The following is a 17,920-nucleotide window of genomic DNA, read 5'->3' on the forward strand; positions in this document are numbered from 1 at the left end:
ATACTACCGTCGACCATGATTGGATCGGGAGAACTGGCGACAGCCGGTGCCGAAGGAGCAACCGCCCCGGAAACTCTCAGGCGACAGGACCTTTTCAATCATCAGAACTCTGGAGAGACCCCGTTTGGGGCGCCGAAGGGATAGCGATCTCAGGCAAAAGGACAGAGGGGGCATCGTGACGTGGCCTGTTTGCGGGTATTTGCGTCTTTGCGATGTCGACGTTGATTTTCATCAGCGCGGCAGCCATGGCAGGAGGCCGGAATGAGCGATCTGAAGGTGACGGTGCTGAACGCGCTGCATCGCGAGTTGGGGGCCAAGATGGTCCCATTTGCGGGCTACGACATGCCCGTCCAATACCCGATGGGCGTGATGAAAGAGCATCTGCACTGCCGCGCCGAGGCGGGCCTTTTCGACGTCAGCCATATGGGACAGGTCATCATCCGGGCGCCCGGTGGCTACGCCGAGGTCGCTGCGGCGATGGAGGCACTGGTGCCAGTCGATGCGATAGGCCTCGCTGATGGGCGTCAACGCTATGCGATGTTTACTAACGACCTTGGCGGGATCGAGGACGATCTGATGATCGCGCGGCGCGGCGAAGAGATGTTCGTCGTGGTCAATGCCGCCTGCAAGGATACCGATATTCCCCGCATGGTCGAGAAAATGCCCGGCTGCGAGGTGATCGAGATTACCGATCGCGCCCTGCTGGCGCTGCAAGGTCCGGCCGCTGAGGGTGTGCTGGAGGCATTGGTGCCCGGTGCAGCGGCCATGCGGTTCATGGACGTGGCGGTGCTGCCCTCGGAGTATGGCGAGGTCTGGCTGTCGCGCTCGGGCTACACCGGCGAGGATGGTTACGAGATTTCCGTCGAGGATGGTCGGGCCGAAGAAATGGCGCGCGCTCTGTTGGCGCATGAGGCTGTGCAGCCCATCGGCCTTGGCGCGCGCGACAGCTTGCGGCTGGAATCGGGGCTGTGCCTTTATGGGCACGACATTGACGCAGGCACGACCCCGGTTGAGGCCAATCTGGGCTGGGCCATTCAAAAGGTGCGCCGCTCGGGCGGTAAACGCGCGGGCGGATTTCCCGGCGCCGACGTGATCCTGCCGCAGCTGGTGGAGGGGGCGGATCGCCGCCGCGTCGGCCTTAGCCCCAGTGGCCGCGCGCCGATGCGCGAAGGTACGCCGCTGTTCGCCGACGAGACTGGTGAAACCGCCATCGGCGTGATCACCTCTGGCGCGTTCGGTCCGAGCATCGAGGCGCCTATGTCGATGGGCTATGTTCCCAGCGATCTGGCGGCGCCCGGCACGACAGTCTACGCTGAGGTTCGCGGCAAGCGTCTGCCCGCCACGGTCGTGGCGCTGCCGTTCAAACCTGCAAACTTCAAACGCTGAACACAGAGGGAGATCCGAGGCATGAAATACACAGAAGAGCACGAGTGGCTGCGCGTCGAGGATGACGTGATCGTCGTCGGCATCACCGAGCACGCCGCCGAGCAACTGGGCGACATCGTTTTCATCGAACTGCCCGATGTTGGCAAAGAGGTGGTCAAGGATGACGATATTGTCGTCATCGAAAGCGTCAAGGCCGCCAGCGATATTTTGGCCCCTATCGACGGCGAAATCGTCGAGGTGAACGAGGCGCTGACAGACGCGCCCAGCGCCGTCAACGAGGACGCAATCGGCAAAGGCTGGATGTTCAAGATGAAGGCCGACGATATGAGCCAGCTTGACGACATGATGGACGAGGCCGCCTACAAGAAATTCATCGGCTAGGCGCCTTTGGCCTGCCGGGGGACGGCCTCCGGCGGGAGTATTTTTGGAACCGTGAAAGCCGGGCAGGGCGCCGCGTGCGGCCTGCCTTGCATCCCGAACCTGATGGAGTGTGACATGGCATTCGAGCCCACCGACTATCTGCCTTATGATTTCGCCAACCGGCGCCATATCGGCCCTTCGCCAGACGAAATGGACGAAATGCTCAAGGTTCTGGGGGTCGATAGCCTTGCGGCGCTGATCGACGAGACGGTGCCAAAAGCGATCCGCCAGAAGGAGCCGCTGGATTTCGGCAAAGCGAAGTCCGAGCGGGAATTGCTGCATCACATGCGCCGGGTGGCGGGCAAGAACAAGGTTCTCGTCTCGCTCATCGGGCAGGGGTATCATGGTACGGTCACGCCACCTGCGATCCAGCGGAATATCTTTGAGAATCCGGCATGGTACACAGCCTACACGCCTTATCAGCCCGAGATTTCTCAGGGGCGGCTGGAGGCACTGCTGAACTTCCAGACCATGATCAGTGACCTGACAGGACTCGAGATCGCCAACGCGTCGCTGCTGGACGAGTCGACGGCCTGCGCCGAGGCGATGACGACGGCGCTGCGCGTGGCCAAATCGAAGGCCAAGGCGTTTTTCGTCGACCGTGACTGCCATCCGCAGAACATCGCGCTGGTGCAGACACGCGCGGCGCCTCTGGGCATCGAGGTGATCGTCGGGAATCCGGACAAGATGGACGCCAGCAAGGTGTTTGGCGCGCTGTTTCAGTATCCGGGCACGTACGGGCATGTGCGTGATTTCACCGACCATATCGCGCAGCTGCATGCAGAGGGTGCGATTGGCATCGTCAGCGCCGATCCACTGGCCCTGACCCTGCTCAAGGAACCGGGCGCAATGGACGCCGATATCGCCGTTGGCAGCACGCAGCGGTTTGGCGTGCCTCTGGGCTATGGCGGTCCGCACGCGGCCTACATGGCCTGCCGGGATGAGTACAAGCGCGCGATGCCGGGGCGGCTGGTGGGTGTTTCCATCGACAGCCATGGCAACCGTGCGTACCGCCTCGCGCTTCAGACGCGCGAGCAGCATATCCGACGCGAAAAGGCTACCAGCAATGTGTGTACCGCGCAGGCTTTGTTGGCTGTCATGGCGTCGATGTACGCGGTTTTCCACGGACCCAAGGGGCTAAAGGCGATTGCCCAGCGTATCCACCGCAAGACGGTTCGTCTGGCCAAGGGGCTGGAGGCGGCCGGATTCCAGGTCGACCCGCAAGCGTTTTTCGACACGATCACCGTCGATGTCGGGCCGTTGCAGGCCGCCGTGATGAAATCGGCACTGGACGAAGGCATCAACCTGCGTCGCGTCGGCGAGACGCGTGTCGGCATCGCTCTGGACGAATGCACGCGGACCAAAAATATCGAAAGCGTCTGGCGTGCCTTCGGCATCGTGCATGAAGATGACGATTTCACACACGAGTACCGGGTGCCCAAGGACATGCACCGCACGTCCGACTACCTGACACACCCCGTGTTCCACATGAACCGCGCCGAGACGGAAATGATGCGCTATATGCGCCGCCTTGCCGACCGCGATCTGGCGCTGGACCGTGCGATGATCCCACTGGGAAGTTGCACAATGAAGCTGAATTCGGCTGCAGAAATGATGCCGGTCAGCTGGCGCGAGTTTTCGCGAATGCATCCTTTTGTACCGGAGGATCAGGCCGAGGGGTATCACGAGCTGATCGGGGATCTGAGCAAGCAACTGTGTTCGATCACCGGGTATGACGCCATCTCGATGCAGCCCAATTCAGGCGCGCAGGGCGAATATGCGGGACTGCTGTCGATCGCCGCCTATCACCGCGAGCAGGGGCAGGAGGGGCGCAATGTCTGCCTTATTCCGACCAACGCGCATGGCACCAACCCCGCCAGCGCGCAGATGGTCGGCTGGAAGGTGGTGCCGGTGAAATGCAACGCGCGCGGCGATATCGACCTTGATGATTTCCGCGCCAAGGCCGAAAAATACTCCGAAACGCTGGCTGCCTGCATGATTACCTATCCCAGCACGCATGGTGTGTTCGAAGAGACGGTCATCGACGTATGCTCGATCACGCATGAGCATGGCGGCCAGGTCTATATCGACGGCGCCAACATGAACGCGATGGTGGGGCTAAGCCGCCCCGGCGATCTGGGCGGCGACGTGAGCCATTTGAACCTGCACAAGACGTTCTGCATCCCGCATGGCGGGGGCGGGCCGGGCATGGGGCCGATCGGCGTCAAATCGCACCTGATCCCGTTTCTGCCGGGCCATCCGCATACTGGCGGGACTCAGGGGCCGGTTTCGGCGGCTCCCTTTGGTTCACCGTCGCTATTGCCGATCTCGTGGGCCTATATCCTGATGATGGGCGGCGAGGGACTGACGCAGGCGACACGTGTTGCGATCCTGAATGCCAACTATATCGCCAAGCGGCTGGAGGGCGCGTATGACGTTCTCTATAAGGGGCAAAACGGACGTGTGGCGCATGAGTGCATCCTTGATACCCGCCCCTTTGACGAATCCGCGCATGTCACGGTCGACGACATCGCCAAGCGTCTGGTCGATTGCGGTTTCCACGCCCCAACGATGAGCTGGCCGGTTGCCGGTACGTTGATGGTCGAGCCGACCGAGAGCGAGACCAAGGCCGAGCTGGACCGGTTCTGCGATGCGATGCTGGCGATCCGGCAGGAAATTCGCGACATCGAAGACGGCAAGATCGACGGCAAGAACAACCCGCTCAAGAACGCGCCGCACACGATGGAAGATCTGGTCAAGGACTGGGATCGTCCCTACACGCGCGAACAAGGATGCTTCCCTCCCGGTGCGTTCCGGGTGGACAAGTATTGGCCGTCGGTGAACCGCGTCGACAACGCCTATGGCGACCGCCATCTGGTCTGCACCTGCCCGCCGATGGAGGATTATGCCGAGGCGGCAGAGTAGGATTGACGCTGGATTAAGTGAACGGGAAAGCGGGCTGATGGCCCGCTTTTCTGTTTTCCGGGGCGGTGCGCTATCTGCTCGGCCCCGCTCACTCCCTTGCGCGCAGGATCTGAGCTGGGCGCGCCGCCAAGGGGCGCAGAGCGAAGATCAACGCAGTGGCAAGCGTGACCAGGATTCCTGCGGCCACAATTATCAGCGCTGAGGGCCAAAGCACGCGATACTCGACATCCAGAACGAAATGACTGACGGCCCAGCCACCCAGCGCACCCGTGCCGATGGCGACAGCACCCGCCGCGCCGCCCAGCAGGATCGCGCGCAAGGCAAGGCTAAGCAGTATCTGCGCGCGCGAGGCGCCCAGCGTTTTCAGCACTGCCGCCTCGTAGATCCGCGCGTTCTGATCCGCAGCCGCCGCGCCGATCAGCACGAGGAACCCGGTCAGCAGGGTCGCCGATGCACCCCATGACACCGCCGCCGCAAGGCCCTTGAGCAGTGCGGCCACGCGGTCGATAGCGTCCTTTACGGCGATGCCGGTGACATTGGGATAGGCTGTCGAAACCTCGCGCAGGATACGCGCCTCGGCGGCTTTGTCGGCGTAGACAGTGGCGATGACGCTGTGCGGCGCACCCTCCAGCGCGGTGGGGTTCATCACCATGATAAAGCCGATACCGGCGGTCGAAAAATCGACTTCGCGCAGGCTGGTGAGCGTCGCGGTAATGTCACGGCCGAGGATATTGACCGTGATCGTGTCGCCCAGTTTCAGCCCCATCTCGGCTGCCTCCTCGGCGGCAAAGCTGACCTGTGGTGGCCCGTCATACCCCTCGGGCCACCAATCTCCGGCGGTCAGGGTGCCATCGGCGAGCGCGGCGTAGCTGATGCCCCGGTCGCCTTCCAGCACCCAGTGATCCCCTGCAACCTCGGCGGCATCGTGCCCGTTGATCGCCGTAATGATACCGCGCAACATCGGCGCAGTTTGAACCCTGCTCACGCCCGGATCGCCGTCGGTCATCGCGTCAAAGCCGTCCATCTGATCCGCCTGCAAGTCGATGAAAAAGAACGACGGCGCGCGGTCTGGCAGATCGTTGGTGATTGCGCCGCGCAGAGTGCCGTCGATCTGACCGACAGCAGCAAGGACCGTCAGGCCAAGGCCCAGCGCCAGCATTGCGGGCGTCGCCGTGCTTCCCGGTCCGGCGATCGCCGCCAGCGCCCAGCCAAGGGCGGGACGCCCGCGCGCCATTGGCCGTGCGAGGCGCGCGAGGCCCTGCACAATGCGCGCCGCCAGCCACAAGAGCGCCAGCGCGCCGAAAATGCCACCCGCAGTCCAGATCGTCAGGCGCAGATTTCCCGAAAAGGCCGCCGCGACGGCCAGCAGCGCTGCGACCAGCCCGGCAATCAGCGCCAGCATCGGCGAGCGGGGCAGCCAACGCCCATCCGCGCCGCCGTCCCGAAAGAGGCTGGCAGCGCGGATATCCTCGATCCGCGACAGCGGCGCGAGGGTAAAGATCAGCACGGCCAGCGCGCCATAGACTGCTGCTTCGGCCATGGGTCGCGCGTAGAAGGCAAAGATCGCCGGGACCGGCAGACGCGCCTCAATCACCGGGGCCAGCAACACAGGCACACCCGCGCCCAGCAACGTGCCTAGGAGCAGCCCCAGCCCGCCAAGCGCGCCGATTTGCAGGAAATACGTCGCCAGAACCGTGCCGCGATCCGCGCCCAGCGTGCGCAGCGTGGCGATGGTGGCGGTCTTGCGCGCCAGATATGCGCGCACGGCAGATGATATGCCGACGCCGCCCACGGCCAGTCCGCTAAGGCCGACCAGCACCAGAAACGCGCCCAACCGGTCTACGAATTCGGCGATGCCGGGCGCGCCCGCGCGGGCGTCGCGCCACTCTATCCCGCTAGTGCCTAGCGCGATATTCGCTTCGGCCTGCACAGAGGCGAGGTCAGCGCCCTGGGGCAGGTCCAGTCGGTAGCGCGTGGAAAAAAGCGTGCCTTCGCGTAACAATCCTGAGGCTTGTAACGCGTCGGTGCGCACCAACGTGCGCGGCCCCAGCGCGAAGCCTGCGGCAGCGTCGTCCGGCTCGTCCACAAGCGCGGCCATCAGAACGAAATCCTGTGTGCCAAGGCGAAAGCGATCGCCGGGAGCAATGTCCAGTCGCGCGATCAGGGCAGGGGCCATTACGGCACCGGGTAGGTTGTCTGCGCCGCCCAACGCCTTGGCAAGCGGCATTGCGGGATCAAGGCCCACGTCGCCCAACAGCGGATAGGCGACATCGACTGCCTTGACCTGCGTCAACGCGCGCTCATCGCCCACCACGGCGAGCGACCGAAAATCGACGATCTCGGATATGGCTTCGGCCTGGGCTGTCATCCACGCGCGCTCGGCCTCGTTGGCAAAGCGGTAGGTCAGCCCGATCTCGGCGTCACCGCCCAGCAGCTGGGCGCCCTTTTCGCTAAGTCCTGCCTCGATGCTGGTGCGGATCGTGCCGACGGCGGCGATGGCCGCTACGCCAAAAACGATGCAGGCCAGCAGGATGCGAAATCCAGCGAGGCCACCACGCAATTCGCGCCGCGCGAGGCGTGCGGCGACGCGCAAGGTCATGTCATGCGCCCATCGCGCAGCGATATGGTCCGGTCACAACGCGCAGCTAGGTCGGCGTCATGCGTGACCAGAATCAGCGTGGCACCATGCTGGGCGCGCAGATCGAAAAGCAGATTGATGATCGACGCGCCGGTGACGCTATCCAGATTTCCTGTAGGCTCATCCGCCAGAATCAGACGCGGGCGCGGCGCGGTGGCGCGGGCCAGCGCAACGCGCTGTTGTTCACCCCCCGACATTTGCGAGGGGTAGTGCCCCGCGCGCGCCGCGAGGCCGACGGCGTCGAGCTGGGCAGCTGCGCCGGTGGCGGCATCCGGCGCGCCAGCCAGCTCCAGCGGAACGGCCACGTTTTCCAGCGCGGTCAGCGTCGGAATCAAGTGGAACGACTGGAACACGACGCCCAGATGCCCGCGCCTCAGCCGCGCCAACGCATCCTCGCCAAGCGTGCCCAATTCCTGCCCCAGCGTTGTGACGCGCCCGGTGCTGGCCCGCTCTAGCCCACCTATCAGCATCAGTAGCGACGACTTGCCAGAGCCGGATGGACCGACCAGCGCCAGCGTTTCGCCCTCGGTCACGTCAAGTGAAATGCCCGTGAGAATCTCGACCTCGCCAGCGCCCGACTTAAGTGTCAAACCGACGTTTTCTAACGATACGATTGGGGAAGTCATGAATATGCGCCTGTTGATGAGGAATCTCTTGGAATATGGGGTTTTACGCACCCGCGGCAAGACGATTGCGCTGGCCCTCGCCCTATCATTGGGCGGCGCGGCGTTTGCTGCCGAGGATGCGATGCCGGGCGAAGTGCGAATTATGACATTTGGTGACAGCTTGACCGCAGGATACGGACTGAAGCGTGAGAACGGATTCGTCGCGCAACTCAGCGTTTGGCTGCGCGAGAATGGCACGCCGGATGGTGTGCCGGTGAGGCTGTTGAACAGTTCTGTGTCGGGCAGCACGACGGCGGGCGGTGTGCGGCGCATCGATTGGGCGCTTGGCGACACGCCCGACGCGATGATCGTCGAGTTAGGCGGAAACGATCTGCTGCGTGGCGTCGATCCGGCCGAGACACGTGCGAATCTGGACGCGATTCTGGCCAAAGCGGCTGAAAACGATATCGAAGTGCTGCTCGTCGGCCTGATCGCCAAGGATAATTACGGGCCGGACTACCGCGCCGCCTTTAACGCGATCTATCCCGATCTGGCCGAGAAATACGGCACGCTTCTGGAACTCGATTTTTTCGGCGCACTGCCTGAGGCGAATGCAGATCAACTGCCCTATCTGCAAGCAGATGGCACCCATCCGAATACGCAGGGCATCGCGCTGGTCGTCGCCGGTATTGGGCCCAAAGTGCAGGAGCTAATCGCCGAGTCGCTGGCGGATCGCGATTAAAGCGAAAAAATTTAGGGCGCTAAGAATCGGTCATACACACGAAAAAGGGGCCCCGCGGGGCCCCAATTTACCACTATGTCGCAAAAGGCTTAAGCCAGAGCGATGTTCGTCGCCGACTCGCGGCCATCACGGCCTGCTTCGACGTCGAAAGTCACTTTCTGGTCGTCTGCCAGGCCAGTCAGGCCTGCGCGCTCAACAGCGGAGATGTGGACAAAAATGTCCTTGCCGCCACCATCGGGTGCGATGAAGCCGAAGCCTTTTGTCGAGTTGAACCATTTCACGGTGCCATTGGCCATACCGTAGTCTCCTTGATGTATGCTGCCCGCGTCGTGCGGCAGCCCGGCTAGTCAGTGCAAGATCGAGTGCCTGTGCCGTATAGGAGCAGATGGTCGATAGTGGTAACGTCGCGCGGATAATATACGCATCGCAAAGTCATTTTGCAAGTGTTAACCAATTCCGTCGGCCCCAGTCGCCGCGCCGATGTCGCCAGAGCGCACGGGGCAGGCAGCCTAAAACGAGGCGACAGATTGCCGATTATTTGATGTGGTCTGGTAGCAGCTATAAATAAGCGCCTTTTAAAGGTACCAAGTTTGCGAATGCGTGGTGAAAGAGCCGCTGGCTTCACGCGCGGAACATCAGTGGGCGCAGCCAGCAGGCCATGTGCAATGCGCGGTGGACGGGGCGCAGCACGCGGCTGTAGGCGGGCAGGGCGGTGCGCGGACGGCCAGTGGCGATGGCCTCGGCCGCCGCATGACCCGCCGCGTCGCCTGTCAACAGCACGCGACCCTTGCCGGGTATGCGGCGATAGTCGCCGAAAGGCAGAAAATGACCTTTGAACCGCGCGTCGCTGCCGTCGTCCAGTCGGGCACGGTAGGTGGCCAATTGCGACTTGATTCGGGGGTTCTTGGCCTCCCGCCCGTCGTTACCGATGGTGGTGCTGCGCGCCTTGGGAAATTGCCAACCATAGCCCCATGCTGGGGCGCCCAGATACGACACGTATGGCCTGCGGTTCGTCCATCGGCGGTGCCTCGACCGCTAGCGCGAAGCCGATGGTTTCGGGATCGAACGACCAGCCAGAGAGCGTGCGGGCGACCAGACTATTCACCCCGTTGGCGCCGATCATGATGGCACCGCTTAGCGTTGAGCAGTACTCAAGCGTGAGTGATATGGCGTCCGTATCAATCTGCGCGATGCGTCGCCCGACAAAATATACCACACCTGCGGCGCGCGCCATGTCCAGCAGATGCGCGTCCATGTCACATCGCATTGTCAGTTAGATCGGTGGGCTATCCACCTTGGCGCCAAGTGGCGCGCCCATTGCATAGAAAGTGATTCGATCGCGATGTTCGAACAGCGCCGGGTCCAGTTCGCGGCCAAAGATACGGCAGCAAAGATCACGGCTACGCCCTGTGATCAGCCCGCCGCACAGCTTGGCGCAAGGAAACGTGGCCTTGTCGATGATCGCGGCGCTCAGGCCCGCCGCGCGCAGCTGTGGTAGCGGCAGTGCCGGCAGGACCGGCGACGATAATAAGGATATCGAAGGTTTGAGTGGTCGCAATGGTGAGGGTCTAGGCGGTTTTCGGGATTGGCGGAAGGGATGCTGCGCTGGTTTGTTGCGGATCGCCTATCTCATAAAAGACAGCGCGCGCCCGATTTCGGGCGCGCGTTTCAGATTTGTCGCTTCAACTTTGATGAGGTAGACACGCAATTGCTGTGCAATCGCTCTCGCGCACTTGGTAAACCGCTGCGCGTTTCACCGTCACCGCGCAAACTTCTTGTGCTTCATCCTCGTAGGTTCGACGTCGCCCATGCGGCGCTTCTTGTCCTCTTCGTAGTCCTCGAAGTTGCCCTCAAACCACTCGACATGCGCGTCACCCTCGAAGGCCAGCATATGCGTGCAGATCCGGTCAAGAAAGAAACGGTCGTGGCTGATGACCACCGCGCAGCCCGCGAAATCGACCAGCGCGTCTTCCAAGGCGCGCAGCGTTTCAACGTCCAGATCGTTCGTTGGTTCGTCCAGCAGCAGCACGTTGCCGCCTGAGCGCAAGAGGCGCGCCATATGCACGCGATTCCGCTCCCCGCCCGAAAGCAACGACACCTTTTTCTGCTGGTCGCCACCCTTGAAGTTGAACGCGCCGCAATAGGCGCGGGCATTCACTTCGGCGTCGCCGAGCTTGATGATGTCCTGGCCGTCGGCGATTGCCTCCCAGACGTTCTCGTTGGGGTTCAGATCGTCGCGCGACTGGTCGACGTAGCTGAGATCGACTGTGGTGCCGAATTCGATGGTCCCCGCGTCTGGTTCTTCCTGCCCGGTCAGCATCTTGAACAGCGTCGATTTACCCGCGCCGTTCGGACCGATCACGCCAACGATACCGCCGGGGGGCAGCGAGAATGTCAGATCCTCGATCAGTAGCGTGTCACCCATCGCCTTGCGCAGTCCTTCGACCTCGATCACCTTCGCGCCGAGGCGCTGACCGTTCGGGATAACGATCTGGGCCTTCGCCAGCTTCTCGCGCTCGGATTGACCGGCCATATCGTTATAGGCGTTGATCCGCGCCTTGGATTTGGCCTGACGGGCCTTGGCGCCCTGACGCATCCATTCCAGTTCGCGCTCCAGCGTCTTTTGCTTGGACTTGTCCTCGCGAGATTCCTGCATCAGGCGCTTGGCCTTCTGCTCGACCCAAGCAGAATAGTTGCCCTCGTAGGGGATGCCGCGGCCGCGGTCGATCTCGAGGATCCAGCTGGTGATGCTGTCGAGGAAGTAGCGGTCGTGGGTCACGATCAGGATCGTGCCCTTGTAGGCGATCAAATGCTGTTGCAGCCATGCGATCGTTTCAGCATCGAGGTGGTTCGTCGGCTCGTCCAGCAGCAGCATGTCAGGCGCTTCCAGCAGCAGCTTGCACAAGGCCACGCGGCGGGCCTCGCCGCCTGAAAGGCTGGTGACATCCGCGCCATCCGGCGGACAGCGCAGCGCCTCCATGGAGACGTCGATCTGGCTATCGAGATCCCACAGATCATTGCTGTCGATTTCGTCCTGCAAGGCAGCCATTTCATCGGCTGTCTCGTCAGAATAGTTCATCGCCAGCTCGTTGAAACGCTCCAGCTTGGCTAGTTTGGCTGCAACGCCCAGCATGACGTTTTCGCGCACGGATAGCGCCGGGTCCAGCTTGGGCTCCTGCGGCAGGTAGCCGACGGTCGCGTCCTTGGCCGCCCACGCCTCGCCGGTGAAGTCCTTGTCGAGGCCCGCCATGATCTTGAGCAGGGTGGATTTACCCGAGCCGTTGACGCCGACGACGCCGATCTTGACGCCGGGCAGGAAGCTGAGATGAATATTCTCAAAGCATTTCTTGCCGCCCGGATAGGCTTTGGAGACGTCCTGCATGTGATAGACGTATTGATTGGCTGCCATGACCCTGCTCTTTCCTGTGGACGGGCGATGCGGCCCGGCTTGATTCCAACAGTCATGTAACTGCGCAGCGGGACGAATTCAAATGGATGTATCGCGCCGGCGCCCGGCGCGGTGCGCCGCCCGCGCGTCCTGAGCAGGATCGGCCTTGACAGGATCGCAGTATCCGGGATTGGAAGCGCTGGTCGGGGCCTCCTGCATTTTGATCGGTGCGTCGAAGGGCGTGTGGGTGCGCAGCCAGTCGCATAGCTGGGGCAGGGGCATGGGGTGTGCGAGGCCGTAGCCCTGCACCTGTGGGCATTTGGCCCGGCGTAAAATCTCCAGCTGGGCTTGCGTTTCGACGCCTGCGGCGATCACGTCCACCCCCAGAAGGGCGCAGAGCCGGATGATCGAACGCGTGATGACGCGCGCGCGCCCGTCATGCTGCAAACGGCAGATCATCGTTCGGTCCAGCTTGATCGCGTCGATTTCGACGGCAGACATGTGGGCGAGGCCCGCATAGCCTGTGCCGAAATCATCCAGCGCAACGCGCACGCCAAGGCGGCGCAGGCGCGTCACGGCGGCGGTTACGTCCAGCTCACCCCGGCTCATGATGGTCGTCTCGAGGATCTCAATGCAGATCGCGCCGGGGGGAAGGCCGCGCGATTGCAGCGCCCAGTCCAGCAACGCGGGATAATCGGCGTCTGCAAGGATCGAGCTGGAGACGTTCAGCGACATTCCCAGATCTGCAAACCCTTCGGCGTGCAGGGTCGCCAACGCGTCGAGCGCGGCGTTCATCGCAAGGTAGTCGACCTCGCTCAGCAGTTGGCCCTGCTCGGCCGCGGGCAGAAAATCACCCGGCACCAGCAGGCCGCGCGTGGGGTGGCGCCAGCGCAGCAGCGCCTCGCAGCCGGTCACGCGGTTCTGGCCGATATGTACGATGGGCTGGAGATGGACGCAGAATTGCTGTTGCTCAATGGCGTCCAGAAGATCGCGACTCAGCTGCTGTTCGGCGCGGCAGCGGCGACCCAACTCGGCGGTATAGAGGACTGCGCGCCCGCGCCCACTGTCCTTGGCACTATAGAGCGCCTGATCGGCCTTTCGGATCAGCGCCTCGCCATCCGGCATGCTGCCCTCATCGCCCGCACTGGGCATGGCGGCGCCGATGGACACGCCCGGCAGCACGGTCTGATCCTTCCAGCTGAGTGGGCGCTCGGCAGCATTCAGCACGGCCTCGGCCCGGCGCATGAGGCGCGCAGGATCACCGATATCAAGGCAGATCAACAGGAATTCGTCGCCCCCCATGCGGCAGACCAGATCGCCATCGAGCGCCACACCGACCAACGCCGACGCGACATGGCGCAGCACCGCGTCGCCCGCCGCATGGCCTAGCGTGTCGTTGATGTCCTTGAACTTGTCGAGGTCCAGTTGCAGTATGCCCATCGCGCCCGAACGCAGGCTGGAATGGGCAGCCGTCGTGGCCAGAAATTGCGACAGCTTCTTGCGGTTTCCGAGGCCCGTCAGGTCGTCGTGATGGGCCGCATGGTCCAGATCGTCCTTGACGTCCTGTAGGGCCGTCTGCACGCGTACCTGGTCCGAGATGTCGCGGCAGGTCACGACGACCATCTTTTGCGCGTCGCCGGAACCGAGATCGATCAGCGCATGGCTTTGCTGGTTCCAGAACAGGCTGCCGTCGCGCCGCATATGTCGCGTCACGCGATAGGTGTCGAACAGAGAACTGCGCGTATCATAGCGGAATTCTGCCAGCTCCTCGGGGCTGGGTCGTGTCTCGGGTGGATTGATCAGTTCGGCGGGGTTGCGCCCGCGCGTCTCGGCCAGAGACCAACCCATCATCCGTTCCAGCGCGGGGTTCATCCACAGGACGCGCCCGCAAATATCCAGCAGGACGATCCCATCGCGCGCATGATCCAGAATGAGACCGGCCAGCCAAGTGCCCGCCGCATCGCCCGGCTGTGCGCCCGGCGCTGGCATCAACGGCGCCATGAGGTGGGCATACATGCCCTCCCGGCCCCGCTCAACGTCGGGGCAGGCAGCACCAGTGCTGTTTGTCATTTTTTTGCGCGACACGCCTTCACCCGCTATTGCGCCCATTCGAGGGAACCGTGACGGATGCCGCTTAATATCCGGTGGCCTTCACCCGGTTTTGTGTTTAGAAAAATCCACGAATTTTAGGAGATCGCGGCAATGACCCTCACCGAGACTCCTGCTGCGCGCGCCCTGTCCCTGCCGCCGGCGCGCCCGGGCCGTGTGATCGGCCTCTTGGGCGGCTCGTTTGATCCGCCGCATGCGGGGCATGTGCATATCACGCGTGAGGCGCTTAAGCTGTTCGGTCTGGATGCAGTCTGGTGGCTGGTCAGCCCCGGCAATCCGTTGAAAGAGCATGGCCCCGCCCCGCTCGAGCGGCGTATGGAGGCGGCGCGCGCTATCATGCAGCACCCCCGCGTTCACATCAGCGATGTCGAAGCGCAGATCGGCGCGCGCTATACGGCCCGCACGCTGGCCGTCCTGCGCGCGGCGCGCCCGGATGTGCATTTCGTCTGGCTGATGGGCGCGGATAACATGGTGCAATTTCACCTGTGGCAGGACTGGCGCCAGATCATGGAAAGTGTGCCCGTCGGCATTCTCGCACGTCCGGGGGCGCGGTTGGCCGCGCGCGCCTCGGTCGCAGCGCGCATATATGAGAGGGCGCGCGTGCCCCTGGTCGAGGCGCGCAATCTGGGGCGGATGCAGGCGCCCGCGTGGTGTTTTGCCAATGTGCCGATGATGGCGCTTTCGTCGACGGGGTTGCGCGCCGCTGGGGGCTGGTAGGACCGTCTTGGAGTTTGTGTGCCGCGCGGTCCAAGAACGCGATTGCGGCCCGCGCCCTGCTGCGGTTTAATCCGCACCATGTCGAACCACTTGTCCAGACGCTTTTTCCTCGGTGCCGCCCTGTCAGGGCTGACCGCCGCTGCCCATGCGGGCGCGCCTGCCGTATCCTTGCGCCCGCAGCTACGCCCCGCAGGATTGGCCAAACCGCCCGAAGCCGCCGCGCTGATCAAGGCCGCGCGCCTCGATGGCGAGGTGGGATATGCGGTGATCGACATGACAAGCGGCGTGGTGCTGGAAAAGCGCGATGGCGCGGACGGATTTCCGCCCGCCAGCGTGACCAAGGCGATCACGGCGCTCTACGCGCTGGATGCGCTGGGACCGACCTACCGCTTTCGCACGCGATTGGTGGCGACGGGACCGGTCGTCGATGGCGTGATCCAGGGTGATCTGGTGCTGGTAGGCGGCGGCGATCCGGTATTGGACACCGATGCGCTGGCGAGCATGGCCGCCAATCTCAAGGCGGCGGGCGTGCGCGGTGTCAAAGGCGATTTCCGCGTCTTTGGCGGCGCGCTGCCGTTCGAGCGGGTGATTGATGCGGCGCAGCCCGATCAGGTCGGTTACAACCCGGCGTTTTCCGGGCTGAACCTCAATTTCAACCGTGTGCATTTTCAATGGGTCCGCGCGGCGGAGGGCTATACCGTCACGATGGACGCGCGCTCGACCAAGTTCCGGCCCGAGGTACAGGTCGCGCGCATGAAGATCGCCGATCGCACTGGCCCGATTTATACCTACAGCGACGGCGGCGGGTATGATCAGTGGACTGTCTCGCGACGCGCCTTGGGTGAATCCGGCGCTCGCTGGCTACCCGTGCGCCACCCCGCCAGCTATGCGGGCGAGGTGTTCGCCAACCTTGCGCGCGATCAGGGGATCAAGCTGAGCAGTGTCAAGGTGCAGCAAGACGCGCCTGCGGGCGATACGCTGGTCAGCCATCTCAGCGATCCGCTGCCGGACATCCTAAAGGGGATGCTGAAATACTCCAACAACCTCACGGCCGAGTTGGTGGGCATGACCGCTACGCTTGCGCGCACGGGCAGCGTCGCGTCTCTGGCAGCTTCGGGGCGCGAGATGACGGCTTGGGCGCGCGCCGATCTGGGGCTGGAGGGCGCGAACCTCGTGGATCATTCGGGCCTTGGCGCCGACTCGCGCGTTAGTGCGCGTGCGCTTGCCCGGGTGCTGACCGTGGCCCATCGCAGCGCGGCGTTGCGCCCCATGCTCAAGCCCTTTCGGATGCGCGGCGCGAATGGCAACTTTGATGAGGCGCACCCCATCCGCGTCGAGGCCAAAACCGGCACGCTGCATTTCGTCAGCGCTCTGGCGGGTTATGCGACCGGCCCGTCCGGGCGGCCACTCGCCTTTGCGATCTTTGCCCATGATGCCGACCGCCGCGCCGCCATTGCCGGGTCCAGCGACGACAGACCGCCGGGTGGTGCTGCATGGAACCGGCGCGCCAAAGGCCTGCAACAAGCCCTGATTGAGCGGTGGAGCGCCGCTTACGGCGGCTGATGCGCGCCTGTTGTCCGCTAGGATTTAATTAAGTTCCTAGCTGAATCCACCGTCGCGCAACCCACCCTCATCGGTGCTGACGCAATAGTCGCTCCCGATCGTCGCAAGGCTCCAGCGCACCCCAGCGTCTTGGTCTGTGGAGGGGCAGGGCTAAAGAGTTTCCAGTCGTTTAAGGCGATACTAGGCTGGATGACGGTGGCGCGTCGGTTTCGATCCGGTCAAAGGCGTGCGGCAGGCGCAATATCTAATCCTACGCAAGACCTCCACCGCCAAGCGTCTGCACTGCCGCCCGGGCTATGCTCTTGGTGCACGTCTGATGCCTGAAACCGCCCTTGCACAGCGCGTCGCCATCCACTAATTGAAACGCACCACCACGGCAGGCGAGTTGGCGGAGTGGTGACGCAACGGATTGCAAATCCGTGTACACCGGTTCGATTCCGGTACTCGCCTCCAATTTTTTCAAAAGGTTAGCACCTGACGTAATAATTCGCGATTGAACGTCTAAACAAATGTCTACATTCTGCCGTCGTTCTGTTCGCTTTTGCTGCGCTTGAACGGCTCTGATCTTTTGTCGCACCTTCTTGATGTGATGCAGAACCATCGCAGGACTCTGGCCCGTGACAGCTGCAATCAGGTCGTCACCACAGCACACCTCTAGAAGCTCACAGGCAGCGTTGTAGCTCCATCTGTGTATATCGAAGCTCAAGGGACGACTCCGCCCCCGACTTTCCTGACGGCCTGTGACGCATCGCGATAAGACCAGCGGTTAGTCCCCCGCGCACTGGTTATGATAAGGGCTGAGTGGCGGCTTGCGGCGTCTAGACCCGCTTGGAGATCGGGCAGGATTGGAACCCAGAGCTTTTTTTTCGTTTGCTCTGTCGCAAAAAATTGCGCTGCATTAATGTTGAACCAGTGAGGTGCCCCTAGTTTTCCAGATACCTGCATTGTTCGGTTTCGACTGTCTTGCATGATGGTCAATGGGTAACAGCATGCTGTTGTTCGCATGCTTGCGGGTCCGGTTGTAAAACATCTCAATGTAATCGAACACGTCTTGCCGTGCGGCGTCGCGTGTGAGGTATGTCCGCCGCCTGATCCGTTCCCGTTGAGGAACCGCCTCACGCGCCGATGGGTTGTAGTCGGCACACCGGTTGAGGTGGAACGCATCTGAGCCAATTCGAAAACCCTTTGACGTCGAGGAGATCGTCATGAATTTCACTGCCACCGCATCGGGCCCGCAACCGGGGAATCCCGGCCCCAAAAACCCGGGAATGCCAGACCCGGCGCCTCCGGAGATTCCGAATGATCTGCCGCCCGAAGGCGTACCGCAGCCCCCCATCGAAACACCCCACGATCTGCCCAATGAGACGCCGCCGCAGCCCCCGCGCGAGGTGCCTGGCACATAGTCGTTTCGCGCGCGAAACGGGACC

At 62.9% G+C, this 17,920-nt stretch carries 15 protein-coding genes, 1 tRNA gene, 1 pseudogene and 1 riboswitch; of the genes and pseudogenes, 8 read left to right on the top strand and 9 right to left on the bottom strand.

Going from position 1 to position 17,920, the window contains the following annotated elements; all coding sequences use genetic code 11:
• Positions 1-15: 15 nt before the first annotated feature.
• Positions 16-102, top strand: a riboswitch (glycine riboswitch).
• A 159-nt stretch (positions 103-261) separates the two neighbouring features.
• The 3 genes from gcvT to gcvP all read left to right on the top strand — a co-directional run bounded on the left by gcvT (position 262) and on the right by gcvP (position 4,731).
• Positions 262-1,386 carry a glycine cleavage system aminomethyltransferase GcvT gene (gene gcvT, locus U3654_RS01085; protein WP_324753526.1) on the top strand — a complete coding sequence of 375 codons (1,125 nt, stop codon included), beginning with the start codon at positions 262-264 and terminating at the stop codon, positions 1,384-1,386.
• A 21-nt stretch (positions 1,387-1,407) separates the two neighbouring features.
• Positions 1,408-1,767, top strand: coding sequence for a glycine cleavage system protein GcvH (gcvH, locus tag U3654_RS01090; RefSeq protein WP_324753527.1), 360 nt, complete (start codon positions 1,408-1,410; stop codon positions 1,765-1,767).
• Positions 1,768-1,881: 114 nt separating this feature from the next.
• Positions 1,882-4,731, top strand: coding sequence for an aminomethyl-transferring glycine dehydrogenase (gcvP, locus tag U3654_RS01095; protein ID WP_324753528.1), 2,850 nt, complete (start codon positions 1,882-1,884; stop codon positions 4,729-4,731).
• An 88-nt stretch (positions 4,732-4,819) separates the two neighbouring features.
• Here gcvP and U3654_RS01100 read toward each other — a convergent pair whose 3' ends face one another.
• Positions 4,820-7,330, bottom strand: coding sequence for an ABC transporter permease (locus U3654_RS01100; RefSeq protein ID WP_324753529.1), 2,511 nt, complete (start codon positions 7,328-7,330; stop codon positions 4,820-4,822).
• A complete protein-coding gene (locus U3654_RS01105; protein ID WP_324753530.1) occupies positions 7,327-7,995 on the bottom strand; it encodes an ABC transporter ATP-binding protein in 669 nt (222 codons plus the stop codon). The genes U3654_RS01100 and U3654_RS01105 overlap by 4 nt, the downstream gene beginning before the upstream one ends.
• A 16-nt stretch (positions 7,996-8,011) precedes the next feature.
• Here U3654_RS01105 and U3654_RS01110 point away from each other — a divergent pair, with 16 nt between their 5' ends.
• Entirely contained in the window at positions 8,012-8,716 is a 705-nt protein-coding gene (locus U3654_RS01110; RefSeq protein ID WP_324753531.1) for an arylesterase, read from the top strand.
• A gap of 89 nt (positions 8,717-8,805) precedes the next feature.
• Here the strand turns inward: U3654_RS01110 and U3654_RS01115 are convergent, their stop codons facing one another.
• The 6 genes from U3654_RS01115 to U3654_RS01140 all read right to left on the bottom strand — a co-directional run bounded on the left by U3654_RS01115 (position 8,806) and on the right by U3654_RS01140 (position 14,174).
• Positions 8,806-9,012: a cold-shock protein gene (locus U3654_RS01115; RefSeq protein WP_324753532.1), complete on the bottom strand. Its 207-nt coding sequence runs from the start codon at positions 9,010-9,012 to the stop codon at positions 8,806-8,808.
• Between the two features lie 325 nt (positions 9,013-9,337).
• Positions 9,338-9,712, bottom strand: a complete 375-nt coding sequence (locus U3654_RS01120; RefSeq protein ID WP_324753533.1) for a hypothetical protein — start codon at positions 9,710-9,712, stop codon at positions 9,338-9,340.
• Positions 9,639-9,971, bottom strand: a complete 333-nt coding sequence (locus U3654_RS01125; RefSeq protein WP_324753534.1) for a hypothetical protein — start codon at positions 9,969-9,971, stop codon at positions 9,639-9,641. The genes U3654_RS01120 and U3654_RS01125 overlap by 74 nt, the downstream gene beginning before the upstream one ends.
• Positions 9,972-9,989: 18 nt before the next feature.
• A complete protein-coding gene (locus U3654_RS01130) occupies positions 9,990-10,274 on the bottom strand; it encodes a hypothetical protein (RefSeq protein ID WP_324753535.1) in 285 nt (94 codons plus the stop codon).
• A 201-nt stretch (positions 10,275-10,475) separates the two neighbouring features.
• Positions 10,476-12,125, bottom strand: a complete 1,650-nt coding sequence (gene ettA / locus U3654_RS01135) for an energy-dependent translational throttle protein EttA (protein ID WP_324753536.1) — start codon at positions 12,123-12,125, stop codon at positions 10,476-10,478.
• A gap of 78 nt (positions 12,126-12,203) precedes the next feature.
• Complete coding sequence (locus U3654_RS01140; RefSeq protein ID WP_324753537.1) at positions 12,204-14,174, bottom strand: putative bifunctional diguanylate cyclase/phosphodiesterase; 1,971 nt, start codon at positions 14,172-14,174, stop codon at positions 12,204-12,206.
• 132 nt (positions 14,175-14,306) lie between these two features.
• On the opposite strand from U3654_RS01140, the gene U3654_RS01145 reads away from it, so the two are divergent.
• The 3 genes from U3654_RS01145 to U3654_RS01155 all read left to right on the top strand — a co-directional run bounded on the left by U3654_RS01145 (position 14,307) and on the right by U3654_RS01155 (position 16,946).
• Entirely contained in the window at positions 14,307-14,930 is a 624-nt protein-coding gene (locus U3654_RS01145) for a nicotinate-nucleotide adenylyltransferase (RefSeq protein ID WP_324753538.1), read from the top strand.
• A 90-nt stretch (positions 14,931-15,020) separates the two neighbouring features.
• On the top strand, positions 15,021-16,493 hold the full coding sequence (dacB, locus tag U3654_RS01150) for a D-alanyl-D-alanine carboxypeptidase/D-alanyl-D-alanine-endopeptidase (protein WP_324753539.1): 1,473 nt from the start codon (positions 15,021-15,023) through the stop codon (positions 16,491-16,493).
• A gap of 379 nt (positions 16,494-16,872) precedes the next feature.
• Positions 16,873-16,946, top strand: a tRNA-Cys gene (locus U3654_RS01155).
• A 445-nt stretch (positions 16,947-17,391) separates the two neighbouring features.
• Here the strand turns inward: U3654_RS01155 and U3654_RS01160 are convergent.
• A pseudogene (locus U3654_RS01160) lies at positions 17,392-17,598 on the bottom strand (IS3 family transposase); the annotation flags it as partial.
• Between the two features lie 100 nt (positions 17,599-17,698).
• On the opposite strand from U3654_RS01160, the gene U3654_RS01165 reads away from it, so the two are divergent.
• Positions 17,699-17,896 (top strand): hypothetical protein, encoded by a 198-nt coding sequence (locus tag U3654_RS01165; RefSeq protein ID WP_324753540.1) that lies wholly within the window; start codon positions 17,699-17,701, stop codon positions 17,894-17,896.
• The last annotated feature ends 24 nt before the right edge of the window (positions 17,897-17,920 follow it).

This window comes from Roseovarius sp. Pro17, assembly GCF_035599575.1.
Lineage (GTDB): Bacteria > Pseudomonadota > Alphaproteobacteria > Rhodobacterales > Rhodobacteraceae > Roseovarius.